General features: G+C 48.4%; 24 protein-coding genes and 2 pseudogenes. 21 read left to right on the forward strand and 5 right to left on the reverse strand.

All coding sequences use genetic code 11. From position 1 onward, the window contains the following. Positions 1-44 precede the first annotated feature (44 nt). From NX720_RS24615 to NX720_RS24710, 20 genes are all read left to right on the forward strand, one after another. Positions 45-2963, forward strand: coding sequence for a Tn3 family transposase (locus NX720_RS24615; protein WP_262598224.1), 2919 nt, complete (start codon positions 45-47; stop codon positions 2961-2963). A 108-nt stretch (positions 2964-3071) separates the two neighbouring features. Next, positions 3072-3602, forward strand: coding sequence for a conjugal transfer protein TraN (traN, locus tag NX720_RS24620; protein ID WP_262598225.1), 531 nt, complete (start codon positions 3072-3074; stop codon positions 3600-3602). Positions 3603-3727: 125 nt separating this feature from the next. Continuing rightward, positions 3728-4027 (forward strand): winged helix-turn-helix domain-containing protein, encoded by a 300-nt coding sequence (locus tag NX720_RS24625; RefSeq protein ID WP_262598226.1) that lies wholly within the window; start codon positions 3728-3730, stop codon positions 4025-4027. 15 nt (positions 4028-4042) lie between these two features. After that, positions 4043-4648: a hypothetical protein gene (locus tag NX720_RS24630; protein ID WP_262598227.1), complete on the forward strand. Its 606-nt coding sequence runs from the start codon at positions 4043-4045 to the stop codon at positions 4646-4648. Positions 4649-4683: 35 nt separating this feature from the next. Next, the gene (gene traL / locus NX720_RS24635) at positions 4684-4965 is read left to right on the forward strand and encodes a type IV conjugative transfer system protein TraL (protein ID WP_262598229.1); all 282 of its coding nucleotides are present in this window, start codon (positions 4684-4686) and stop codon (positions 4963-4965) included. Next, the gene (locus NX720_RS24640) at positions 4962-5516 is read left to right on the forward strand and encodes a type IV conjugative transfer system protein TraE (protein ID WP_262598231.1); all 555 of its coding nucleotides are present in this window, start codon (positions 4962-4964) and stop codon (positions 5514-5516) included. Before traL ends, NX720_RS24640 begins: the two co-directional genes overlap by 4 nt. A 20-nt stretch (positions 5517-5536) precedes the next feature. After that, the gene (locus NX720_RS24645) at positions 5537-6322 is read left to right on the forward strand and encodes a type-F conjugative transfer system secretin TraK (protein ID WP_262598233.1); all 786 of its coding nucleotides are present in this window, start codon (positions 5537-5539) and stop codon (positions 6320-6322) included. After that, positions 6258-7517: a TraB/VirB10 family protein gene (locus NX720_RS24650; protein ID WP_262598236.1), complete on the forward strand. Its 1260-nt coding sequence runs from the start codon at positions 6258-6260 to the stop codon at positions 7515-7517. Before NX720_RS24645 ends, NX720_RS24650 begins: the two co-directional genes overlap by 65 nt. Further along, a complete protein-coding gene (locus NX720_RS24655) occupies positions 7514-7948 on the forward strand; it encodes a TraV family lipoprotein (protein ID WP_262598238.1) in 435 nt (144 codons plus the stop codon). Before NX720_RS24650 ends, NX720_RS24655 begins: the two co-directional genes overlap by 4 nt. A 15-nt stretch (positions 7949-7963) precedes the next feature. Then, on the forward strand, positions 7964-8305 hold the full coding sequence (gene traA / locus NX720_RS24660; protein WP_262598241.1) for a TraA family conjugative transfer protein: 342 nt from the start codon (positions 7964-7966) through the stop codon (positions 8303-8305). 2 nt (positions 8306-8307) lie between these two features. Then, positions 8308-9513 carry a TraI domain-containing protein gene (locus tag NX720_RS24665; RefSeq protein ID WP_262598243.1) on the forward strand — a complete coding sequence of 402 codons (1206 nt, stop codon included), beginning with the start codon at positions 8308-8310 and terminating at the stop codon, positions 9511-9513. Continuing rightward, positions 9510-11345 (forward strand): conjugative transfer system coupling protein TraD, encoded by a 1836-nt coding sequence (gene traD, locus NX720_RS24670; protein WP_262598244.1) that lies wholly within the window; start codon positions 9510-9512, stop codon positions 11343-11345. The genes NX720_RS24665 and traD overlap by 4 nt, the downstream gene beginning before the upstream one ends. A gap of 22 nt (positions 11346-11367) precedes the next feature. Next, positions 11368-11988, forward strand: coding sequence for a DUF4400 domain-containing protein (locus NX720_RS24675; protein ID WP_262598246.1), 621 nt, complete (start codon positions 11368-11370; stop codon positions 11986-11988). Next, positions 11988-12851, forward strand: a complete 864-nt coding sequence (locus NX720_RS24680) for a conjugal transfer protein TraF (RefSeq protein WP_262598247.1) — start codon at positions 11988-11990, stop codon at positions 12849-12851. The genes NX720_RS24675 and NX720_RS24680 overlap by 1 nt, the downstream gene beginning before the upstream one ends. Before the next feature lie 192 nt (positions 12852-13043). After that, entirely contained in the window at positions 13044-14327 is a 1284-nt protein-coding gene (locus NX720_RS24685; RefSeq protein WP_262598249.1) for a site-specific integrase, read from the forward strand. 94 nt (positions 14328-14421) lie between these two features. Further along, complete coding sequence (locus tag NX720_RS24690) at positions 14422-15456, forward strand: Fic family protein (protein ID WP_262598250.1); 1035 nt, start codon at positions 14422-14424, stop codon at positions 15454-15456. A 159-nt stretch (positions 15457-15615) separates the two neighbouring features. Then, the gene (locus NX720_RS24695) at positions 15616-16758 is read left to right on the forward strand and encodes a Fic family protein (RefSeq protein ID WP_262598252.1); all 1143 of its coding nucleotides are present in this window, start codon (positions 15616-15618) and stop codon (positions 16756-16758) included. A gap of 146 nt (positions 16759-16904) precedes the next feature. Then, positions 16905-18269 carry a Fic family protein gene (locus NX720_RS24700; protein WP_262598253.1) on the forward strand — a complete coding sequence of 455 codons (1365 nt, stop codon included), beginning with the start codon at positions 16905-16907 and terminating at the stop codon, positions 18267-18269. 335 nt (positions 18270-18604) lie between these two features. Continuing rightward, entirely contained in the window at positions 18605-19039 is a 435-nt protein-coding gene (locus NX720_RS24705) for a hypothetical protein (protein WP_262598254.1), read from the forward strand. 31 nt (positions 19040-19070) lie between these two features. Further along, entirely contained in the window at positions 19071-20024 is a 954-nt protein-coding gene (locus tag NX720_RS24710) for an IS66 family transposase (RefSeq protein WP_262598255.1), read from the forward strand. Here the strand turns inward: NX720_RS24710 and NX720_RS24715 are convergent. The 5 genes and pseudogenes from NX720_RS24715 to NX720_RS24735 all read right to left on the reverse strand — a co-directional run. Further along, positions 19987-20640, reverse strand: a pseudogene (locus tag NX720_RS24715) (IS1634 family transposase); the annotation flags it as partial. The gene NX720_RS24710 and the pseudogene NX720_RS24715 sit on opposite strands and share 38 nt — an antisense overlap. Before the next feature lie 17 nt (positions 20641-20657). Beyond that, a complete protein-coding gene (locus tag NX720_RS24720) occupies positions 20658-22151 on the reverse strand; it encodes an ISKra4 family transposase (RefSeq protein WP_262596131.1) in 1494 nt (497 codons plus the stop codon). Positions 22152-22286: 135 nt separating this feature from the next. Then, positions 22287-22775, reverse strand: a pseudogene (locus NX720_RS24725) (transposase); the annotation flags it as partial. 72 nt (positions 22776-22847) lie between these two features. Next, complete coding sequence (tnpC, locus tag NX720_RS24730; RefSeq protein ID WP_262598257.1) at positions 22848-24260, reverse strand: IS66 family transposase; 1413 nt, start codon at positions 24258-24260, stop codon at positions 22848-22850. A 12-nt stretch (positions 24261-24272) separates the two neighbouring features. Then, entirely contained in the window at positions 24273-24521 is a 249-nt protein-coding gene (locus tag NX720_RS24735; RefSeq protein WP_262598258.1) for a hypothetical protein, read from the reverse strand. 65 nt (positions 24522-24586) lie between these two features. Here NX720_RS24735 and NX720_RS24740 point away from each other — a divergent pair, with 65 nt between their 5' ends. Further along, positions 24587-25969 (forward strand): VWA domain-containing protein, encoded by a 1383-nt coding sequence (locus tag NX720_RS24740; protein WP_262598260.1) that lies wholly within the window; start codon positions 24587-24589, stop codon positions 25967-25969. Positions 25970-26186: the final 217 nt, after the last annotated feature.

Genomic DNA, 26186 nt, shown 5'->3' on the forward strand with positions numbered 1-26186 from the left:
TCGAAAACCAGCGTTTTTGATAACAGCAACAAAGCCCCTTTCTCATGCCTCATCGAATAGTCCTCTCCCAATCCCAGCGAGAATTATTTTCTGCATTGCCCACTGAACCGGCAGAGCTGGCAAAGTATTACACCTTTTCTGATGCTGATCTTGTCATGATTCGCAAAAGACGTGAGTCAAAAAACCGGATTGGTTTTGCTGTACAGCTTTGCCTTATGCGCTATCCCGGTAGAAGACTGCAAGCCAATGAACAGCTGCCTGATAAGATGATTGCCTTTATAGCAGAGCAACTCGCCATTCACCCCATTGCTTTCTCAGGCTATGCACTGCGGGAAGAGACCCGTCGAGAGCACTTTTTACTGTTGGCGAAACAGTTGCAGGTAGAGTCATTTGGAACAGCGCATTACCGCAATATGACTCGCTGGCTTATACCTATTGCCGTTGAGAACCCAAACAGTGACTTTTTGGTGGGGGCATTGCTGAATGAGTTACGCATCCGACGGATTCTACATCCTGTCATTCCTGTTATTGAACGCATGGTGGCTGCTGCCAAGCGCAATGCAGACAGACGTATTTTCAACCTGATATACAAACAGCTACAGTTCCAGCACCGTGTTGGACTTGATGAATGGCTGAACACTGATACCAAGCAACAAAGTAGGCTTTCATGGATTCGCCAGCCTGTCGGTCGGCCTTGTCCTGCCAATATTCTGGTCATTTTAGAGAAGCTGGATGCGATTAAGGCTTTGTCACTACCTGGTTCCATCGTCAAGCACCTGCCAGTGTCGAGAAAAGAACAATTGGCAAGAGAAGGCTCGCGTATTGCAGCGCATAACTTGCGAATGATCAGTGATGCACCACGGCGTTTTTCTATTTTAACCGTGTACTTGCTTGAGCACTCCCGCGCCTTGGTGGATGAAGCCATTACAATGCATGACCGCATTGTTGGAGGTTTGATCAAAAAAAGTAAAAGGAAGTACTCTGAGCAATTACAGAAAGACACTCGCCTTATAAAGCAGGCGATTAATACATTGGCAACACTGGGAGAGGTGCTGGTAGAGAGTAGACAGAAAGAAAACGATGTCTGGGGTGCCATTGATCAGGCTTTTTCATGGGCAGAATTACAAGCCCGTTTTAAAGAGGCGGAGGATTTGGCCAGCCCTTGCAAACTGAATCCTTTACGGTTTGCCGATAACCAATACCCTCAGATGAGGCGTTATACCCCGGAGCTGCTGGAACACTTTGACTTTCAGGCAGCCAAAGGAGGGCAGGAAGTGCTTGATGCCATTACTCTTCTTCGTGACATGAACCGCAGTGGCAAGAGAAAATTACCAGACGATGCGCCAATGTCTTTTATTACTGCCCAGTGGTACTCCCTGGTTTTTCAGGACAATGAGCCAGATAAGCACTTCTACGAGCTCTGTGCTCTCAGTGAATTGAGGAATCACCTGCGCTCTGGTGATATCTATGTAGCCGGAAGCCGCCAATACCAGGATTTTGACGGCTACCTGATCAGCAAGGACACTTATGGTGAAATGAAGCGCAAAGGTGACCTGCCTGTTGCTGTTGTCACAGACTTCAGCCGCTATATGTCAGAGCGAACCAGTCTGCTAAAGAGTGAGCTGGACAAAGTGGATTCACTTGTTCGACAGGGAAAACTGGATGATGTGACCATTAAAAACAACAGTTTTCATGTGAAGCCACACAAGGCTGTTGATGTACCTGAAGAAGCCAAAGCTCTGATTCGAGAAATCTATCAGGCAATGCCCAAGATAAAAATTACTGACCTGCTGGTAGAGGTAGACGACATAACACATTTTACTGACCAGTTTACGCACTTAAGAACAGGTCTACCCGCTGAAGATAAGCAAAGCCTGCTGGCCGTCATACTGTCAGACGCTATCAATTTGGGATTGACTCGAATGGCGCAAGCCAGCAGAGGGGCGACATTCAAACAACTCAGCTGGACATCTGACTGGTATGTGAGAGACGACAGTTACTCACGAGCACTTGCAGAACTGATAAATTTTCACCATGACACTGATCTGGTCAACAGCTGGGGAGATGGCAGCACGTCGTCATCAGATGGACAAAATTTCCCGGTTGGTCATGTTGCCCGTCGCATGGGGGATGTGAATCCAAAATATGGCAGCCATTCCGGCGTGAACGTCTACACCCATATTTCGGATCAATACTCTCCTTTCTATACTGGCTTAATTCACAGTACGATGCGAGATGCCACATATGTTCTGGATGGACTTCTCTATCACGGGTGCAACCTGAATATTAAAGAGCACTACACGGACACAGCAGGCTTTACTGACCATGTGTTTGGTCTGTGTCACCTGTTGGGCTTCAGGTTTGCACCAAGAATCCGAGATATTGGAGACCTTGTTCTCTACCCTCCCGACAAAGCCGATAACTGGCCTCATTTGAAAACTATACTTGGTGAGCGCATTAAGCCCCGCAAAGTCGATAAACAGTGGGATGAAATACTGAGACTGACGAGTTCTATCCGGCTTGGTACGGTGACTGCATCGCTAATTACCAGAAAGCTTGCTTCCTACCCACGACAGAATAAATTAGCACTGGCGTTACGGGAGTTTGGCCGTATAGAGCGAACTCTATTTATTCTGGAGTGGATGCAGAAGCCTGAACTAAGAGCGAGGGTACAGGCAGGGCTGAACAAAGGAGAAGCGAGAAATAACCTTGCCAGAGCCGTATTTTTCAACCGTCTTGGAGAGATAAGGGATAAATCATTTGAGAACCAGAGCTACCGGGTGTCCGGCCTAAACCTTGTTGTTGCTGCGATCATCCTGTGGAACACCATTCATCTCGAAGAAGCGATTGCTGAAGTGAAAAAACGCAAAGCGATTCCAGATAAATATTTGAGCTACCTATCCCCTCTGGGGTGGGATCACATTAGTTTGACGGGAGATTACATATGGATACTAAAGTCCTAAAAAGTGGAGATTTATAGTGATTTTGCTCTATCCTAATCCTATGAATACCAAGGGTTTGAGCTTCTTAGCGTACGATTTTTTCCTTTCTATGGCGTGACCGCCTATACCATGACCAAACTGATCATCCAGATCACCAACAAATGTGAAGACGAAGAATTTGAACTGGCAGCAAAGCGGGAAATGAAAACCTGTCACAAGGTCGGTAGTTACAAAAAATCCAAATTACTGGGGATAAGCAGCATGGAGTACAACAGCTACTGCTGCTTCAACTCACCCCTGTCACGTATTTTGCAGGTACAAATCAGACAACAGCTAAATATGGGCTGGGGTTCCGCCAAACATCCGGATTGTTCTGGTATCACTCCCGAGGTTTTACAAATAGTAGACTGGAACCAAATTGATCTGAGCGAATGGCTGGCACTGCTGAAGCTGCAAAACAAGTTGCCGGAATTGAATGCCGATACACTGAAGCAGCTCAACCTGGAAACGCTCACCGGCAAAGGATCGAGACTGGATGTTGATCAACAACGTGAAGACAGTCGAAAACGGCTGGAAGCTCGATATCAAGGGGTTGGGCCTGAGCATATCAATCTGTATCAAGAACAAAGAGCCAACTCTATTCGTCATTCAAAACCATAGGATGGTTTATAAAAACCATATATTGGTATATATTTACCATGTATTGGTAAATAATTGATCACACCATGTTTATTCTAAAAGGGGTTCTAAGGGCGGAAAGCCAGGAAAAAATCCTGATATACCTGATGCTTCGCGGTTCTGGCTACGGCAAAGCCATTGCAGAATTCTACGAAATTTCCTCAAACTCCGTACAAAAACAGCTTGCCCGGCTTGAGGAAGACGGCGTTCTGGTCAGTCGTCTGATAGGAAAGCTCAGGGAGTACCAGCTTAATCCCCGATATCCTTTTCTGTCACCATTGAAAGAACTGCTTAAATCTGCTGTGTCTGCTTATCCGGATTCTATGATACAGAACCTCACTATGACTAGAAGCCGCCCCAGAGCAGCAGGCAAACCAACCATCGCCATCCGTCCCAGGAACCCGTAACTTCAGGATCACATAATGACTGACTTCAGTAATACGCCTATTGTTGAGCTGGCTGCTATTGTTGCTAACCACCTCAGGCAGCATGGCATTCGAGTAGTACTTGTGGGCGGTTTAGCTGTTGAAATATACAGTGAGAACTTATACCTCACCAAAGATATCGATATGGTCAATACCAGCTATGATGCTTCAGAATCCCTGAAAACCGCTATGGCAGAGCTGGGCTTTTTCAAACAAGGTCGCGTATTTGTCAATGAATCGACCCAGATTTGTGTTGAGTTTCCTTCAGCTCCTCTTGCCATTGGTGACCAGATCATAAAAGAAACCACGGTCGCACATTCAGAACAGGGTGATATCCCAATCCTGTTTGCCACAGATGTTATCAAGGACCGGCTTCTGGCGTACTTTCACTGGCAGGACAGGCCCTCACTGGTTCAGGCTCTTGCCATTATGATTAACCACGTGATTACTCCAGAAGAGTTGGAAGCTTTCTGCAAAGCTGAGGGCGAACCTAATCAATTCGAAGTGATTGCACAACTTCATGGGACGGCCAAAGGGCAAAACTTAAATTCCATGTTTGAATTGGAAGTATTGGTGCAAAACGAATTCCTGAAACACCTGTAGGTAAGTACTTTTACGAGCGGCAGGAGAAAAGCCCGATGGAAATCCCCCGCACCATCAATGACCCCATCCAGTTCCTGTTCTGGTCTCTGGATGAAGTTTACCCTGTTGCCGTCGGCCTGATCTGGGGCATCTGGTTTGACCATCTGCTGTTCGGCATTTTGCTGGGCATTATGGCGATACGCCTGTACCGGCGATTTCGGGATCGGCACCCTGATGGTCATCTGAGCCATCGAATGTACTGGCTGGGATTCTGTTTCTCCCGATCCAAAACACTACCCAACCCCTATATCCGCATTTTCTACCCCTGCCGCAAATGACCATCACCGACTACCTGCAACGCTTTAAAGAATGGCGGCAACGGCTGTGTATGGATCGGTTGATCCTGCTGGTTCTGGTCGTAACCAATACCCTGCTGATTGCCCACTGTCTGAGTCGTAAACCAACGGTGGAGCTACTGCTGCCGTTTATGGAAACTCAGGCCGGGGTTCATTCCGGTGAGGCTTCTGTCGCTTACCATGAATGGTGGGGGCTGTCGCTGGCCGAACTGCTGGGCAATCTGAATCCACAGAACCTGTCGTTTGTAGAATCCCGGCTGCAAAGCCTGTTTGCCCCAAACCTCTACCAGCAGGTGCAGGACACACTTAACAGACAGTTTCGTCAGCTCCGGGAAGATAAAGTCAGCATGAGCTTTGAGCCGTTACACCTTGAATTTATTGAAGAATTGAAAGCTGTAAAAATCACGGGCAATGCAGTAATGAGCTCTGGAAACCAACGGCTGAAGGGACAAAAAACCTTCACGTTCCGGTTCGACATTATCCGCTATCGACCTGTGCTGGCTGCCATTCAGATTGATTCCAACCTGAAGTAAAACCACGAGAGAATCTTACCATGAACAAAGCGTTCGCTTCTGTTGTCTGCGCCTGCTGTCTTTTATTGGGACCACCGTTAACCGCAGCAGGAACACCCCCGGTAAAATTGCAAGTGTCACCCGGACAACAGCAAATGGTCACCCTGAGCCGATTGCACCTGAACCGGATCGTAACCCCTTTTCCTGCACCGCAAGTCCGTACCATTGATCAGGCAGATATTCGTATAGAAGGCAGTGTTATCTATCTTTCATCACGGCAGGAAGAACCGTTTGTGGTCTATATCACGCCTCCGGGCAATGAATCCCACGCCCTGTCGTTACTGGTGACACTGCTGGATGTGCCACCAAAAGAGATCCAACTCAGCCTGTCCAAACAATGGCAACGAACCCTGCTGAGCAATCGGGAAACTGCCCGAAAATGGGAAGAGTCGGCAGACTATGAACAGGTCATCACCGATATTTTAAAGGCATTGGTCAAAGGCCAAATTCCGGAAGGCTACGAACTGGGAAAATTTACCGCCTCCAGTCTTCAACCCTGCCAGCAGGATGGCTTGGTCTTTGAATTTACCCAGGCACAAAAGGTACAGGGGCATCATTTTAACGTTCTGATAGGCACCGCCAGAAACCAGACTGAAAAGCCTCTCATCTTCCATGAACAGAACTGTCATGGTCATCACGTCAGCGCCGTATCCATGTGGCCAAAAAACAGTTTATACCCGGGGCAGAAACGGGAGCTGTTTATTGTTTCTCAAACCCAAGAGCCGGAATCAGCCCCTGCTGTTCGCCCTTCCTTACTCAGCCACTGACCTTTCTTTTCATAAAAAGACCATGAATACCCTCAACCGCTATTTAACGCCCAGAGTCCGACGTTTAGGGATTGTTCTGGGCAGTACCCTGGTCATCATTATCCTGATTTTTGTTACCAGCAAACAGCATCAACCGAGCGACAACAAAACCGATGAGACAAAAGCACAGAGTGTGGATTTTACCGGCGTTCCTCCAAAAGAGCTGACCCTGAACCGCATCAGCGCCGATCTGGAAAACATTAATCAGCAGCAACAGGCACTTCATGAACAACATCAGAAAGAGATGGGGCTGATACAACAGGAAATTAAACGACTGAATAGTGTTAATCCGGTTCAAGGCAACATCATTGCCACAGAAACCGTTATTCCACCAGAACCCCTGCCTCCAGACGTTTTGAGCTGGAACCACTATAACCAACCACCGCCCCCACAATACCCGGAACCTGAAGAGCGAGAAGCACCACCGCCTAAACCCATACGTATGCTCGGTGCTACTTTCTCGCCTCCGACAGCAACAGACACCAAAGCAGACAACAAACCCAGGTTACTGCGCCTGCCCGCTGGCAGTATTCTGTCCGGGCAACTCATTACCGGACTTGATGTACCCACCGGCCAGGGTGCACGACGGGAGCCTTATCCCGTTCTTATCCGAATCAAAGCCTCCGCTATTTTACCCAACCGCTACCGAACCAATGTGCGTGAATGCTTTGTGCTGGCTTCTGGCTATGGGGACCTGAGTTCCGAACGGGCTTACCTTCGCAGTGAAACCTTGTCGTGCATTTTCAGCAACAAAATCAAAGACAAAGAGCAGGTTATTGAACAACCACTGGAAGGGTATTTAGCCGGAGAAGATGGCAAGGCAGGCTTACGGGGCAGACTGGTCAGCAAGCAGGGGCAGGTTATGGCAAAAGCGGCGATGGCGGGATTTCTTGGTGGTGTTAGTCAGGCGTTTGATATCAAACCAGTCCCTGTGTTTTCCGTGGTGCCGAATAAAAACGGTGAAATACAGTCGCCTTTCCAATCCGGGCTAAAAGGCAGTGAAGCCCTGCAAAGCTCCCTGATCAAGGGCAGCAACAAGGCTCTGGAAAAGCTGGCGGACTTTTACCTGAAACTGGCTGATCAGATGGTACCGGTTATTGAAATCAGCGCAGAACGAAAAGTCGATTTGATCCTGACCAGAGGGTTACAGCCATGAGCGTATTGTTTAAACCACAAAGGCACCAAGGCACGAAGTTTTTAAAACATTTCTTCTTCGTGTCTTTGTGCCTTTGTGGTTCAACGCTGTTGTTGTCAGGCTGCTCCCTCCTTGGTGTGGGCGAAGCAGAATACGCCTGCCCCGAGCCTGGCAAAGGCGTGTGTAAATCAGCACGTCAGGTTTACAAAGACACTGACACCTCCATCCCTGCACCAGAGGCTCTGCCTGTAACGGTTAAAACAGAACCTGATCCCGGTCTGGTCAATCCCGAAGCGATTCCCAACCGAACCCCCGCCCAAATCCTGAGAATCTGGATCGCCCCCTGGGTAGACAAACAGGGCAACTGGCACAGCGGTGGCGTAGTAATGACCGATATCTACCCGAGGGAATGGCAGTCCGCTATTCCCGTCTATTCCCCCTCAGATGATTAAAACCGGAGAACCCGCATGAACTCCCTTCCTCTCACTGACCTGCAAACCTTCACCATTAAACAACAGCACTGGATGTTGTCCCTGGCGACACTGGTCGTCCTTTCGTTGTTACCGCCCGAACTTCAGGCGGCTGACCCTGTGGTACCTACAGGCTCCACTGATTTCGCTGAAATCTATGCAAGACTGGTCGGGTGGATTAAAGGCGATCTAGGCAGAACCTTATCCATTGCTTTTGTATTAATCGGGCTGGCTTACGGCATGGCACGCAACTCCCTGATCGGTTTTGCCACCGGTGTCGGTGCAGCGGTGGGTTTGCAGGTCACTCCCACCATTATCAACTCAATATTCGGGCTTTAACCATGACCGCTTCACAGGTTTTATCGGTGGTTAACCACTGGCTGCACCCTCAGCAAAAAACTGAGCCTCTGCCAATACCCCAACCAGCACCCGATACCAATCCGTCAGAGGGTTGCGCGGGTTATCAGGTGGGAGTGGGAACCATCCTGCATCAGCAACAATCGTTGATTCATCAAGTAAGTGAACAACTCTGTCTGCCTGATGAGCTGCAAGAGTTGTTTAACCAGACGCTGGATCAGCTGGCTCTCTGGCTACATCTTCTACCCGCTCACCCTCTTCATCATTGTGAACCCGCCGGAGCCCTGCGCCATGCACTGGAAACCGCTTTCTGGGCGGTGTCCTCCACACAACAAATCCATGTGGATCATGACCTCTACCCGGATAGACGCCGGGCAAGACAACCCCTCTGGCGATTAATGGCAGGTGTCGCCGGATTGTTGCATGACAGTGGACGCATGGTCAGCTGCGTAACAATCAGGGATGAACAGGCCGGGCAATGGGTGGCGACTCAGCAAAGTCTGGGAAGCTGGCTGCAACAGCACCGTATTGAGCGTTACTGTCCCCACTGGCAGCATTGTGAATCCCGTCCCGACAAGCCGATTCCACAAGAATATACCTGGACAAACCTATTACTGTTGGAGCAACTGATACCCAACAACCTGCGTTATGCCTTACAGTCAGACCGGGATAAGGGCATTCTCTGGCAAACCTTTATCAGCGCACTGGTGGGACAGAGCAGTCCTTTAGCGGTTAAACAACTGGTTAGTGCGGTGGAGGTGGCTCGCCTGAAAAGCGTCAAACTGCATTTTGTGCGGGGAGAGGCTCTGACAGGTCTTAATCAACCAATTGCCCCAGAGCGATCAACTTTAAAAGAAGCGGCTTCAAAACAGCCTGTTTCCAAAGATTTGTCTGAAAACGGGTTGGGATGGCTAAAACAGGTGGTATCCCAGCTAAACCCCGATAGTGTGAAATGGGCAAAAGAGTCTCTGCTTTTGAAGTGGCCGGAAGATGTCGCCGGGCAAGAAGGATTACCCGATCCCGATGTCCTGCTTGAATGCTGGCAAGAACAGGGTTGGCTGCGCCCCATCGCTAACCAGGTCATTATTCGTCGCAATGGTCGTCAGGTGATTGCCTTACAACCGGAAATATCTAAACAGTGTCGCCAGTGGTTGCCAGCCAGTGAAGCAAATGCTGAGGCTGCGCCATGATTAGCGATAAACCTTACCTGCAAAGCTGGCGACCCGTTTATGAACTCAGTTCGGCGGTACTCTGGTTCACGTCCATGAATATCGCCATTACCCTGATGTTTTTCAGCTCGCTGCCAACGGTTGGTTTTATGGTGACCACCGCCTTGTGCGGCACGATCACCCTGACACGGTTAGCCCAAGCCCTGCCCCGATGGCAGCGGCACCAGAGATTGAAAGGCAAAAAGCTGACTTTGTTCACGCTGACCGCCAAACAGTGCCAAACCCTCCAACAACAGAACAGTGACAAAGGCGTCTGGCTGGGCTGGGGTTTTGAGTGGCAACGACAGCATGGGCAGCTGGCGTGGGACCTGCTTCGCAGCGATAACCAGCCCGCCAAATCTGAGAGCATTATGGGCGCAGGCTGGATTCATGGCATGGAAGAGCATGAGCAAACACTGTTTCAACCGTTGGCACAAGTTCAGATGCACACCATGGTGATTGGTGTTCCCGGCAGTGGCAAAACCCGATTGTTTGATCTGCTGGTCACTCAGGCAGTGTTGCGTAACGAGCCGGTGATTATCATCGACCCCAAAGGCGACCATGACCTTGCTTCTCATACGCTCAGAAGTTGTGAACTGTCAGGCAGTCAACGCCGTTTTATGAAGTTCCACCCCGGCTTTCCGGCAGACTCCATTCGTATCAACCTGTTGCAGAACTTTAACCGTTCCAGCGAGCTGGCCAGCCGGATTGCCGGGCTGATGCCGTCTGGTGGTGATAACGCACCGTTTCAGGCGTTTGCCCAGAAAGCGGTAGATGCGGTGGTTCAAGGGTATTTGCTCTGTGGTCAGCGCCCTACTCTGGTACTTATTCGACAAGGGCTGGAAGGTGGCGTAACACAATTACTAATCAGAGCTTTAACGGCGGTGTGTTCAAGCCATTTTCCTGAAGTGGAGAAAAAAATTGCTTCAAAATCACAGCAACATAAGGTCAATCAAGAGACCATAGCTCATCGCTGGATAAAGCTTTATCGAGAACAGATCATGCCTGAAAACCCCTGTACGGACGTGGAAGGATTAATCTCACTGTTTGAACACGACCGGGCGCACTATGGCAAGATGATCGCGACTCTGTTGCCCGCACTGGGCATGTTAACCGGTGGACCTCTTGCGCGACTGCTATCACCCGACCCGACAGATATAGACGACCTTCGCCCCTGCACCCATACGGCCAACCTGATCGAACAAAATAAGGTGATGTATTTCGGGCTGGATTCGCTAAGCGACCCGATGGTGGGTAAAGCCATCGGACAGCTGTTACTGGCAGACCTTGCTGCTGTGGCGGGTGACCGTTACAACTACTCATCCGCACACTCGCAACAACACAGCCAGCCCATTAACTTATTCGTGGATGAAGCCGCTGAAGTGCTCTGCCCTCAACTGTTATCCCTGCTCAACAAAGGTAGAGGTGCAAAATTCCGCTTATACGTTGCCACCCAGACACTGGCGGACTTTGAGGCGCAGTTGGGCTCAGAAGCAGCAGCGGAACAGTTTATCGACAACTGCAACCATTTAATCTGTTTGCGTACCCAGAATCCCGAAACCCAGAAATTTATTACCGATAAATTACCTCCGGTTCGTTACCGCTACTTTATCCGCAACCAGGGCATCAACACCGATGCCAACCGCCCTATGGAATTTACCGGCAACCTGAGTGAACAACAGCTGGAGGAAACCGGTGATCTGTTCCCACCGCAGCTGTTAGGCGAACTGCCCAATCTTGAATACGTGGCACGACTGGGTGGTGGTCGTTTGCTGAAAGGCAGAATCCCGATTATCTGTTCTCCAGAATCCTGAACCTCTGATATCAAAACAATTTATGACAAATTCTCAAAAACAGACCAGCCCCATCGTTGTCTGGTGCTATGGGCTGGGTCTAATTCTGCTCTGGCTGGCTATTCCCGGACAAAACGTGAATCAATACCTGCAGAAGGAGCAACAACAGTACGCCAGAAGTCTGGGGAAAGATAATGGAATCTGGATTATCAATAACGGACAGCTTCTCTACTCCAAAATTGTGTTTGAAACGGGTGTTCAGAGCTTTCTGCTGAAACACACCACGCCAGATCGGAAGATGGGCGAAGGACTCGCCACAACCATCGAGTTTTTTCAGGCCGTTGTCCGAAACTTCCTGACGCTTCTGCAACAATTGTTTTATCGTATTGCCCTGTTAATCGCCTGCTTTCCTTACTGGGGCATCGTTCTGCTAGCTGCGGTGATGGACGGATGGCTGATCCGGAAAATACGCTACCACGATTTCCATTACACCAGCCCATTACAAAACCTCTGGAGTCGCAGACTATGCCGATGGATTCCGGGGCTGTTCCTGTATCTGGTCATGATTCCCCTACCTTTTCCCGTCTGGCTCTTCCCTATCATGGCGTGGCTGGCCACGCTTTCACTGGGTTGGTGGACAGCCAACTGGCAGAAACGTGTCTGATGTTTTTCTTGCTGCTTTTATTACTGCTTTTTCCAGCAGCTGGCACCACAGACGAGGGATGGTTTGACCGACACTCAGAAGGCTGGTTCTGGTATGAAAAAATCCCGGAACCTGAAACCCACAAAGATGAAGCAAAGCACTTGTCAAAAACAGCTGCTGACCAACCTCTCACCACAAGCTGGATCAGAAACAATATCGGTCACTATCTGGATGCAGCCATTGATCATCCAAGCAAAAAAAACGTCAGTGCTTATCTGTATCTGGACCGATTAGTGAAAGAAAAAGCGGAACGATTTGCTCGTATAGGTAAACAAGTCATCGAAAGCGACCCAATGCTCGATGAAAATGCTCGCCGCCCCATATCACCGGCAGCTGCAAAGATTCAGGATGACATAGCCAGTCAAGCTAAAGAGCGGGTGCTGAAAAGCATTGCCAAAATATCAGGACTGGTATTTTACTATCAGGGAAACTGTCGTTTATGCCAGCTTCAGGTTAAAACGTTGCAAGCCTTCTGTAATCAGTATGACTTTTCATTGATCCCTGTTTCCACGGATGGGGTGCTGCTGCCGGAAATGGGTCCCGGTAAGATTGAGCCAAGCCCTCCGGAGACGTTGAACATTGTTCGCTACCCTGCCCTTTTTCTAATGCGCCCGCCAGACGACATCATTCCTCTCAGACAAGGCAACCTTTCACTCATGGAGCTGGCAGAGCAAGTACTTCAGGCAGCGGAACAGCACCACTGGATTACACCAGAGCAGTTTAATAAAACCCGCATTACCTCTGATACCTGGCACCAGACAATGCCTAATCAGATAATTCCTCTGCTTAATAAGGCTTCTCAAGCGCCTTCTATAACCGATTGATGTGTGTACCTTTTTTCATTGAGGAGACAGCCCTATGATTCACTGGGTCAAACTTAAAAAATACTGTGAATTGTCAGGGGAAACCCGACATACGGTAAATGCCAAATTAGCCGGCCACATATGGCGAGAGGGTTATCATAGCAAGATTCTGGAGGACGGCTGTCGTTGGGTTAACTTATCAAGGGTGCAGGAATGGGCAGAGCAAAGTCAAAGAAAGCACTAAAAATTCCAAGAGGCGTTCAGCTGCGTGGAGAGACCATTCGTATCAATTTCAGTCGCTTTGGACAACGCTATTTCATCTCTCTGCCCGAGCTACAACCCTCACAAACGGATCTTGACTGGGCGGCAGGTATTCTGGCCAAGGTGAAACGCAGTATCCGCAGTGGTACCTTCAAGTGGAACGACCATTTTCCAAATCATAAACTGGCAAAAACAGAGCTTCGAAGCTCAGAAAATCTGACCATTTCAGAGTTACTGACTATTTACCTGGAAGAGTACGCCAGCCACCGCAAAGCGGATATGACGCTGGATAATTATCGCTACTATGCCAATCGCTTTATCAAGCCTGAATTTGGCCACCTCACCATTCCCGAGTTTCGGGTTGGCCATATCACCCAGTGGGTCACCCGGATGGGCAACAAGCATATCAGCAATACGACGCTGAAAAGCTACCTGTCACCGCTTCGTTCTGCATTTCGCTATGCCAAGTCCCAGAACCTGGTGGAATATAATCCATTTATTGACTTTGAATGGCCGGAAGAGTCACGGCAGACCTTGCAAAAAAAACGAGCCCGTAAAAAACAGAAAAAACTCGATGTTTTTACTCTGGAAGAGATTTCGGGATTATTAGCCGCTGCTGAACGACCTCAGGAAACCCATATCATCCAGTTTGGTTTCTGGTCCGGGCTCCGGCCAGAAGAGCTGTTTGCCCTGCACTGGGAAGACATTGATTTCAACCGGGGAATTGCCTGTATATCGAGGGCAAAAGTCTTTCGTCGGGGCTACACAATGATTGAAGAAACACCGGAAGAAAGAGAAGTATTAAAAGAAATCAAAACCGGAGAACTGGGGGAGCGAGACTTGATACTGCTCCCGTCTGCCCTCTCAGCCCTGCAACGACAACAGCCTTATACTCATACCTATAGCCCTTTTGTATTCCATGCTGATTACAACAATAAACCCTGGCGCAATACTAACCAGTTCCGCAATCGCTTTCAGAAACTCTGTGTATTAGCAGGGGTTCGATACCGCCGCCCTTACATGATGCGACACACTTACGCCAGCATGCTGCTCAAAGAAGGAGAAAACGAAAACTTTGTAGCCCGCCAGCTGGGTCATGTGGACACGCAGATGTTGCGGAAAGTGTACGCTGAATTTATTCCTGACAGTGGTACAGACAATGGTTATCAGTTGCGTGGCGACTGGCAGGCGATTGAAGAGCTTCATGCTCCGGCTTTGCCAGCTCCGAGTTCATGAAATCCCGGAGAAGCAATGACTCTGTTTCCTGTTTGTCTGCCTTCTGATGTGTAATAATTTGCCATTAATGACTCAAAGGCCTCAAACCGTCTGCATGGCAAAATATCAACCTCCTTATACAATTACCACGTCCATTCTTGACTCTGTTGCCAATATTAGTGAGTTGCTGGGACGGTACAGTGCTGGCCAATATTCTTCATCAACGCCACATCTTCGCCGTGGTAACCGGATTCGAACCATTCAGGCATCCCTGGCTATTGAGCATAATACGCTAAGCGTTGAACAGGTGACGGCTATTCTGGAAGGAAAAAGAGTACTTGGACAACCAAAAGAAGTTCTTGAAGTTCAGAATGCTTTTGCTGCCTACGACTTACTTTCAGACCTTGATCCAGGCAACGTGGATGATTTGTTACAAGTTCACGCAATACTTATGAAAGGGTTGACCAGTCAGTTTGGAAGCTGGCGGGAGTCAGGTGTTGGGATATACAGAGATGAACAATTGATTCACATGCCTCCTCCCGCATCACAGGTAGCCAGACTGATGTCTGATCTTCTGGCATGGGTTTCTGACACTGATGTACACCCCTTAATCGCCAGCTGTATTTTTCATTACGAGTTCGAATTCATACACCCTTTTACTGACGGTAATGGTCGTATGGGGCGCTTTTGGCAAACCCTGATGTTATCGAAGTGGCGGGAACCGATGGCCTACCTTCCTGTAGAAACCATCATTCGCGATCAACAGGATGCCTATTATCAGGCTCTTCGGGAATCCGATAATGCCAGTGACTCAACGCCATTTATTACATTTGTTCTTAGAGCCATTGAACAGGCACTCAACGAAGCTCTGGAAAGTGAGCCAGACCACCAAAGCGACCAAGTAAACCGTCAAGTAAGCGACCAAGTAAAAAATCTTCTCAGACTCTTTATTGCCGCCCCTTCAGAACCTCTAAAGGTTCCGGATATGATGCAAAAACTGGCGTTAAAACATCGTCCGACCTTCCGTAAAAACTACCTCAAGCCAGCCTTGGATCAGAGTTTGATCACTATGACCAATCCTGACAGCCCAAACAGCCCCAGACAAAGTTACCTGATTAGTGCAGAAGGGTTATCTCTGTTGGGTAAATAATGCAGCACACTGTAAGGCATCCACTGGTCATAAAATGATAAATCCAAGCCCACAGCTTCTTTGGATTGTCTGATGAGCCAATTAGTACTAGTATTTAACTCATAATATGAGCCGAATAGTGATGCTAATTGGCTCACTATCTATTTGAGGAATCTATAAGTGTATGATTTTTCGTCCATAAAATGGATTTGGCAACAAAAAGACTGGCCTGATTTCCATTGGCAGGAAGAAGTGGTTCTGCCCTTGCTTAGAAATACTCGATTAAAGTTGGGCGTATTGCTGGGCAAGGCCAGTGCCAACGGGGATTCTAGTGACAGTCACTCAGCTCTTAATACATTGCTGGAAAATATCATCACTTCCTCAGCCATCGAGGGAGAACGTCTTAATGCACAATCCGTACGTTCCTCTCTGGCAAAACGATTACAGCTATCCGGTTCGGAAGATGTTGCCTATCCCACCTCTGAACGAACAGAAGGTCTGGCCGAGATGATGCTGGATGCTATTACCAACCTGGAGTCGCCTCTTACTCTGGATCGTCTTTACCAATGGCATCACTGGCTGTTTCCTGATACCGGTTTTTCACTTCAATCCATTCAGGCGGGGCAGCTACGAGGGGATGAACCCATGCAGGTCGTGCCAGGACGTATTGATCGCCCTGCCGTACATTTTGAGGCTCCGCCGAGAAACCAGCTGGAACCAGAGTTGTCCCGTTTTTTTGACTGGTTTAACCAAAGTAAAAATGATCCGACCTGCGATCCGTTAATCCGTGCCGCTATCAGCCATTTCTGGTTTGTCACACTACACCCATTCGATGATGGTAACGGGCGATTAACCCGAGCCATTACTGACCTGGCACTGGCGCAGGCCGATGCCCAGAGCATCCGGCTTTATGCCATGTCCACTGTGATCCTGGAAAATCGGAAGGATTATTACAACATACTGGAGCAAAGCCAACGTGGTGATACCGATATCACAAACTGGCTTGTCTGGTTTTTGCAGATGCTTGAGGCAACGATCCAGGCATCATTGGCCAAAATTGATCGTACCCTGCATAAAACCCGATTCTGGCAGCAGTTTCATAATACTGGCCTGTCGGAGGAACAGGTTAAAGTTCTCAACCGGTTACTGGATGGCGGTGAAAAAGGCTTTGAATCCGGCATCAGTGCCTCTCACTATCAAAAGGTAGCCAAAGTCAGTAAAGCAACGGCAACACGGCATTTGTCGGATTTAATGAACAAGGGGTGTATTGAGAAACTCCCGGGGGGTGGGCGAAGTACTCGCTATCAGGTCATTAGAGCATGAAGGTGCGTTATTCGTTTGGTATCGTAAACGGTGCAGCAACGCACTGCCTGTAAAATCGAGAGCCAACTGGCAATGGCACAATTATGGCGCATTTAAATTAATTGCGCCATAATTGTGCCAAAGAGCTGCAGCATTGTGCCACCCCTATGAATACTCTCTCTGATTTATACCAGTCAATCACTTTGGCTCAAAAACCTGTCTCTATCTCTGAGCTATTGGCTGCTCATCCAAATCTAACCCGCCGCACGACGCAACGCTGGCTGAATAATTTGCTGGCCGAAGAAAAAATTGTTGCCATTGGAGAAGGACGCGGCAGGCGATATCAGGCGCGGAGTAAACCCAATACACAACTGGATGCCAGCCGGTCAGAGGATTTTCCTGCATTCATACCACTATCCGCAGACAGTAAGGATATTCTGGCTTATATTGAGCAACCCGTTGAGTCCAGACACCCTATTGGCTATCAGCGAGAGTTTCTGGACGCCTATCAGCCCAACAAAACTTACTATTTGTCGGCACCTATTCGACAGCAACTCCGGCGTATGGGCGACACCAAACAGACTTCGCAACCTGCTGGCACTTATGGGCGGACTATTCTGAATCGCTTCCTCATTGACTTGTCCTGGGCATCCAGCCATCTGGAAGGCAATACCTATAGCCGCCTGGATACAGTTCGACTAATTGAAGAAGGTTTCGCAGCCGAGGGGAAAGCCGCCATTGAAACCCAGATGATACTCAACCATAAGTCAGCCATAGAGTTATTGGTTGATAATGCAGAAACCGCTTCATACAACCGCTTCACCCTGCTAAACCTCCATAGCTTATTGTCTGAAAACCTGTTGCCGAACCCTGCCGATGAAGGTCGGGTTCGTCTGCATCAGGTAGAGATCGGAAAAAGTGTTTTCAGACCTCTGGCGGGAGAAGTCATTATCAGCGACTTGCTGGATATTCTGCTACAAAAAGCCAGTCAGATTGAAGATCCCTTTGAGCAGTCATTCTTTATGATGGTTCACCTCCCCTATCTGCAGCCTTTTGCCGATGTGAACAAACGTACTTCGAGGTTGGCAGCGAATCTGCCATTAATCAGGGCTAATCTATGCCCGCTTACCTTTCTCGACGTACCTGAACAAGCCTATAGTCGTGCAACACTCGGGGTTTATGAAATGACTCGCATTGAGTTGCTCAGAGACCTTTATCTATGGGCTTATGAGCGCTCTACTCAAGAATATCTGGCTATAAAACAGCAGCTGGCAGAGCCAGACCCGCTACGCTTGCAACACCGGAACCTGATCAAAAAAGTAGTCAACAAGATTGTTCTGCAGCCAGATGCCGACCCATTAGAACTGGTTGAAAGGCTGTTGCCAGAAGATATGCAGGATTCCGACCGCTCGGATTTATCATCACTGATTATCGAAGAATTGCGACGTTTGCATGAAGGGGTTCTGGCCCGTTATGGATTAAGGCCATCACAGTTTAAACACTGGCAGGACATTCAAAATGAGAGCAGATAAAAAGTGAAACGTGCCAAGACTGTGCCAGACCACTAAAACCACCTATCCAGCCCTACTGCCGCAAGGCGCTTCATACCCTCTCCTAATGGTCTTAGCCCGTCGCTTCTTCCCCCAGAACGGCGGGTTTCTTTTTGCCTGAAATATCCTTCAAACCCTTGTCTGGCAAGGGTTTGAAGCTAATAGAGAATATTGGTACCGACGTAACATAGCGTTACGCAGGATTGCATATTTTGCTCTATTCCGCTCTCATTTCTCCCCAAATTCTCCCCATTTAGTACACAAAAAAAGTACCAGTTTGATCGGTACTTGCTTTAAGTACCACCTATGGAGTAATTATGGCTACTTTCCTTAACCGCACCGGCTCAGACGGTGTTCGTAAAATCAAGGTGCTTGCCCGAGTCTGGCTTAATGGTAAGCAGCTCAACAAGATAAAGACGTTCTCTGAAAGAGACGGTTCTGACTATGAACGGCAGGCAAAGAAATGGGCAGAACAAACTGAACAGGCAATGAAAGCAGAAAAGGCCAAGCTCCTTTACCAGTCCTTAGCTGGCTCTGTATCAGATCAGGCCACACCGACCTTGAAACTGATTGTTTCTGAGCAACAAGGAGTGTCTCTGGGTGATTATCTGTTTTCATTTAAAGAAGCTCTTGAGCACCTGAACACCCATTTTGGCGAAGTCAGCCTGAAAGGCATCACAGCAATCAACACGAATGCCGTCTGGAAATATATTATGTGCCTACATGAAGGTAACTTTTCTACAAACCACTAAACATAAGCTCAAAGTCGTCTACTTTTAGAGTATGCAAAATGCTCATGTTTCAGGATCAGGCACAACACCTGCATTACTGCCTGCCCCCTTTGCTACCTCGCAGGTCATCCTCACCAAGCAGGAACACATCCAGCTAAAACAGCAGGCCAACCTCTGGCATGCCATGTGGAAGGCGGCCTGTGGCCGAGAGAAAAAAGTATTGGCTAAAAATGCCTCTCTTATCGCTCAGCATAAAGCCGAAATGGCTGGGTTGAACACCCAGGTCGCTGATCTGAAATCAGAACTGGCACACATGAAGCACTTGCTTTTCGGTCGTAAATCAGAGAAGACCAGTTCTTCTTCAAAGAAAAGTGGCAATACTACCCGGCCACCTTCAAATCGAAAACGAGGTCACCAGCCCGGAGTCCCCGGCTCTGGTCGCCATCTTCACAACAACCTGCCAGTGGTTCATGAGTCTGTAGACTTACCAGTGGACAAACAGTGTTGTACAGTCTGTCACCGGCCATTCAAGTCTTTTTTCAATGACGACAGCTGCGACGTAATTGAAGTTGAAGTTAAGGCTCACGTTCGTCGTTATCACCGAAGGCATTACCAAAAAACTTGCCAGTGCCCTGAAACGCCCAATATTACTACTCCACCACCTCCACCAAGACTCATCAACAAAGGAAAGCTTGGTATTTCTGTCTGGGTGGAGCTGTTGCTGAATAAGTACGCATACGGCATCCCCATAAACAGGCAACTTGAGTCTTATAAGACTCAGGGACTGGAACTGTCGCAGGCGACCATCTCCTTTGGCCTGGAAGCTATAACGCCCTTTTTTGAGCCGGTTGCCGAAGCTACTCGGGAATTCGTCGCCAGTAGCGATCAGTGGCATGCTGATGAAACCCGGTGGATCAGCTGGGCACATGAGACCACAGGTTCTCACAAACCGTCATTCACCACCCTATTCAGGAATAAATTTCTTGGTACGTTGAGCCCAAAATAAAAATGATCGTCGATTGCCTCTCTGATATTCCAACCATGTGTTTCTCCGTCCCGTTAACCGACAGCACATGAATCCCATCAAAGCACAGGAAAACCCATCTGCCCGTTGGGTTCTAGGCTGGTTTCTTCTTCATGTCCGGGAACGTTCGGCTCTGCCTTTTCAGTTCATAGCGGATTCGATGCTGAATTGCAGCATAGACCATAAGACAGAGTGTCATCACCATTAACAGGGCCTCAATACGCTCAGGTTTTTTGAGATACAGTGAAGACACCAGAAAATCAGGGCTCTTCAGGAAGCGAAAACCTCTCTCAACCTGCTGCTGGGATTTATACGTCCTCAGTAGTTCGCCAGCGTCAAGCCGGACTGTATCTGTATCGTTGGTTGCCAGAACAAAACAACCCAACGATGCTTCTGCATCACGACGAGTCTGTACAGCAACCGTGCAGGAGCCTGTCACATAATATTCATAGTGGTCGGGAACCGTCCCATCAGCAGGACGGCCTTTGGTTTTATAGCAGGGACTCTCGATGATCTCAGGTTCAGCCTGGCAGTATACGGACTGTTTTTGCCATAGCTTGAAAGCTTCCATGGCATCCGATTCGCAACAGAATGGCTTCGGGTGCGGTTCATTTGCTACGACGAAGCCCTATTCACCACCAACTCACCGTAATTTCGTTTCTTAGAACACGAATGGTGATATGACCAGTATTCATCCCAGTCTCCACTGGAGTTTATTGAGCGAAGCTTCAGAATGGCTTCCGCGCCTTGCAGGCTCCATCGTGCGCCTGTTATATCAAGACGGTCATTTATCAAATGTCGGCAAGCGCCTTCAATCACTCCGCTGGCAATAGGAAAGCCTGAGCGCAGCGCCTTATCGTAGCAAAGCCGGTCTCTGTTTTTTTGCAGATAGCCAGCACATTTATCAATAGCTTCCCGATTCTTCAATTTTCGTTTCGTGGCACTTTGCTTTATGCCCCTGGCTACCCAGCCCGACTGCCCATGAAGAATTTTCAGTGCTTGCTGCTCAACCCATTTCTCAATAGATTTATCACCTTTATCATGCAGACAATGAGCGGCTTTCCACAGATATTCCAGCACATGAATGAAATCCATTACGATGCTGGTTTTGACCTGTTTTCTGCGGGCGACTCTTTCAATCATTTTCAGTTGATGCGGATGCCCATCGACCACGACAACCCATTGTCGTTTTCGTTCCGGGTCACGCTTGAGAGCCTCATCAAAGGCTTCTTCGATGACTGTTTCTCCGTCCCTCTCAACACTGGCCCAAACCCTCTTGTTGCGTATTGGAGGTCGAAATTTGACGACATTGTCCGCTTTCTTTTCAGAGTTCATGATGGACTCTGGTGAGCGTGGGTTTGCCCGCACAGTGTAAACAGTCGCCACCATAGCCATACGCTTCCGGTCTTTCTTTTCTCCCGGACTTAAACGTGTCTGACATTTTTTCTTGCTTTTCTCTGCATTCTTGCGGGTCGCTTCCCTTAACCCATCTGGCAACATGACCAGACCTTTCCCATCAAAGCTCAGAACCAATAGGTCATCTGTTTGCTCATCTTCTATGGTTCGTTGTTCATAGAATTCGACAAAATCCTGAGCTGTGCCTTCAACCAGCTTTATTGCCTGGTGCTTGCCAACTATGCCGGGGCAATTTTCACGATGCCGTTTGACGACATTGTCATAAGAACGATCAATAGCATCCGTGACCACACGCTTGCGTACACCATCAGAATATTGGTCGTTATTAAGGTTGAGCCCGGCATCCAGTGGGAATTCGTTGGAGACATTGCGCTGGCTATAAGCAAACCGTTTGACCGTTATCTTGCCAAACACCGTGGTGAGAACCCGGCTGGTATTTTGACGAATATGGTTACGAGGTATGCCGTCAGAGGGAGTGACAGACACTGCTCTTTCTTCATCTTCAGCCTGTTTATCGAGATAGCCCTGAAACATTAGCCGAAGCAGCTCGTCCCCATTGGTTCGAATGTACTCTTCAGTTGTGCCATGTTCCTGCAGGCAGGCAGATTCGAGGTGGCGGATCATGCTATTAAAGTGATCCTGTGCAGGAGAAAAAAATTGAAAGTCGAGAGTATTAGCGTAAGATGCGTTCACAAAGGGCTGCTTTTCCGGTGTTATTTGTTTGGCGACGTTATATCACCACGAAACAGCCCTTTTTTCTTTGCTCTCGGTCGTCAAAGTAGTTGGTTTTGCTGGGGTAGAGCGTCGTAGCAAATGAACCGCACCCAATGGCTTCTTGCCCAATTTCTCAAGTTCCTTGAACTCCTTCAGGGACTTTTTCTGCATACGCCTTGTCAGTGTCTTCTGTTCTGTTTTCTGGCTTTGATTATTTCGAAACAGTACCCAACGTTGTACGACACCTGCATAGTCAGACAGAGTCTCTACAGATTCGTAATGCTCAAACCCTTCAACCTCAACCATTGAGCGCAATGGCGCACTTTGAACCAGTTCTTTGGCTGCACCAATGTTGAGAGGAACTCTGGAGATAAACAACTGATCCTGCTGACTCAGTTCCTGAACGGTTTCAGCCACATACAATGCAGCATCACCGATGAAGTAACGGGCATTCAGTGCCGCCTTGAAGCTCTTTATATGCTCAGAAACCACTTGTTTGAAACTGGTCTTGTCCGTCACATTACCGCTGGCTGCTTTCATAAACATCGGAATGCCTGCCCGGTTTTCGGTCAGCAGGAGCAATATGGCCTGGTTCAGGTCAGGAGTAACTTTTCTACAAACCGCTTCAAAATTAGCAATTAAGACACCGCTTTTCCCTATTGTTGCCTCCAATTGTTATACCTTTGGCGGATCATGATTGCGCATTTCACAAAGCCGCTCCTCACTCATTAACCAGGGCAGATAAGGAGTGAGATCATTAGGTGGCTTCCTGCCATTTATGGCACAAGCCTCAAGATAGGCACCCAGCCAGATTTTTGGATTAATATCCCAAAGCTTTAGCGTCATAAAAACGCTGAATAGAAAAGCGGCTATATCAGCACTCCATACGCTGCCAGAGCCGTAGTAATTCTTCCTGCCAACGACACCTGTGCGCAGTGCTTGCTCTGCAGCGTTGTTATCCATGGGGATACCGGGATCAGTGACAAAGCGGGTCAATCCTTCCCAGTGATTCTGTAGACTTTCGAGCACTTTTTTCGCTCTGACTCGCAGTTTAGGACGATTAAGTTCCTGATCCCTCTGGATTGCCATCTGCTCTACCTGATGTTCAAGCCGTAACTGCTGTGTTGCTAGCTGCTCTGGTTCATCAAGCACTTCAAGTCGCTGACTATTAAGATGATATAAACGACCAATCCTGTTCACCCAGGTGGCGCTCCATTTCTCCAACTCCGGATCACCTCGTTGAGCGTCAATAAAATCCCGCCTGACGTGAGCCCAGCAGAAAGCTAAATTAATAGACACCGCATCATTCGCAAGCTTTTTGTACGCTGAGTATCGGTCACACACCAGCGTTCCAGCCCCGTCACCAATGATCGACTCTGGTACGACAGCCGCACGGGTGTCAGCAATGCTGAAATAAACCGCCTGATCACAGAGAAATACCCAAAGCCAATGTTTGTGAGAACCTGTGGTCTCATGTGCCCAGCTGATCCACCGGGTTTCATCAGCATGCCACTGATCGCTACTGGCGACGAATTCCCGAGTAGCTTCGGCAACCGGCTCAAAAAAGGGCGTTATAGCTTCCAGGCCAAAGGAGATGGTCGCCTGCGACAGTTCCAGTCCCTGAGTCTTATAAGACTCAAGTTGCCTGTTTATGGGGATGCCGTATGCGTACTTATTCAGCAACAGCTCCACCCAGACAGAAATACCAAGCTTTCCTTTGTTGATGAGTCTTGGTGGAGGTGGTGGAGTAGTAATATTGGGCGTTTCAGGGCACTGGCAAGTTTTTTGGTAATGCCTTCGGTGATAACGACGAACGTGAGCCTTAACTTCAACTTCAATTACGTCGCAGCTGTCGTCATTGAAAAAAGACTTGAATGGCCGGTGACAGACTGTACAACACTGTTTGTCCACTGGTAAGTCTACAGACTCATGAACCACTGGCAGGTTGTTGTGAAGATGGCGACCAGAGCCGGGGACTCCGGGCTGGTGACCTCGTTTTCGATTTGAAGGTGGCCGGGTAGTATTGCCACTTTTCTTTGAAGAAGAACTGGTCTTCTCTGATTTACGACCGAAAAGCAAGTGCTTCATGTGTGCCAGTTCTTATTTCAGATCAGCGACCTGGGTGTTCAACCCAGCCATTTCGGCTTTATGCTGAGCGATAAGAGAGGCATTTTTAGCCAATACTTTTTTCTCTCGGCCACAGGCCGCCTTCGACATGGCATGCCAGAGGTTGGCCTGCTGTTTTAGCTGGATGTGTTCCTGCTTGGTGAGGATGACCTGCGAGGTAGCAAAGGGGGCAGGCAGTAATGCAGGTGTTGTGCCTGATCCTGAAACATGAGCATTTTGCATACTCTAAAAGTAGACGACTTTGAGCTTATGTTTAGTGGTTTGTAGAAAAGTTACCATTGCTGGTCATGCTCAGGTATGAAGTGTTGGGGCAGAAAGCTCTGAAGGAAGAAGCAAGCAAGGCAAAACAGACAATGGCAGCCTGTTTCCCAGTGAAACTGCTGAAATCTCTGGATGCTGTATTGGACGATGTGCCCCATATGTACAGCACTCGAAGAGCGCAACAGTTAGCCGATGACATTATTGGGTTGTTTCAGAACCAACAGCAGGAGGATTCAGACAACAGCAACGGCACAGGGAGTAATGACAAAACAGATTCACTGTCGTCAAAAAGCTCAGACCACCAAGAGTCAGATTTAAAATCAGCATCTTCACAAGGTACTGATGAAAAACTGGACTCTACGTTGGCAACTGAACATGAAACAGAAAATACACAAGGACAGGAAAAACAGGAGGAGAAAACAGATTCTACACAGAGTACTGATGCTAAATTCGCAGATACACAGGGAAAGAGAGACGTTTCAGGGGAGAACACAACTGAAGCCCCGGAAGATTTTCAGGAAGAGAGCATCAGGACTGTGCTGGAATCTGACAATAGCGACTGGCCGGAAGACCTGTTTCAGTCTCTGGCAAGCGAGCTGGAAGGTTGGAGTTTAAGGCAGGAAGGTGGTTTGTCGGCCGTTACCACAACACCTTCGGTAGATCGCGTTGAAGTTCTTGATATTGATCGAAGGGAAGGGCAAAGCTTGCTCTGGCGAACCAAATCTGAATCCTCTCGGCTGGCAGCTCAGTTAACCGGATTGGTTCAGGCGAGAACAATGAGCAGGGACAGAACCGGAAAGCGAGGGAAAAAACTGGATGGTAAGCGACTGCATCGTATGGCTATTGGCGACAGTCGTTTGTTCTGCAAGCGATCTGAAACCATTACGATTGATGCGACCGTTCACCTCTGTCTGGATATATCATCGTCCATGTCTTCCAGAATGGAACTGGCAAGGGAGGCGGTACTGGCTCTGACCTATGGCTTGAACCAGATCAATGGTGTTACTGTGTCAGTCTCTGCCTATCCCGGCAAAAACGACTGTGGCGTGCTTGAGATCATGAAACCCAATGACCGGTTACAGGATGTGGCTGCGGTTTTGTCAGCACTTAACGCTCATGATTCCACTCCAATGGCAACTGGACTCTGGCACTCTGTTCATCAGGTGCTTCAGGCCAGGGCTAAACGTCGATTGATCATTATGATTACCGACGGTGCGCCGGACTTTGACCATTATCAGCCAGTTATGGACTTGGTGAAACGCTGTGAATCATCAGCTATAGAAGTCGTGGGGTTGGGTATTAATGTCCACTCAGTGGAGCAGTTATTCCCTCATAGTATGGTCATTACACATCTGAATCAGCTGAAGTCAGTACTTTTTGAGCAGGCAAGGCTTTGGTTGGTCGCTTGAAATTTGAATAGAAAGGGTTGGCAATTGTCAGCCCTTTTTTTAGTTTTGCTTTGCAAAATGATTGAACCAGAAGGGTTCGCTTAGATTATCGCTATGTTGATATGACAAAGCGCAATCAGGGACGGAGTGTTCAGCCGAATGAACACTCCGTCAATGTTCACCCAAATGGGTAAACCGATTTTACAACCAACCTCTGCCATTATGTCAATAACAGGTT

Origin of the sequence: Endozoicomonas euniceicola (assembly GCF_025562755.1) — a bacterium.
GTDB lineage: Bacteria > Pseudomonadota > Gammaproteobacteria > Pseudomonadales > Endozoicomonadaceae > Endozoicomonas_A > Endozoicomonas_A euniceicola.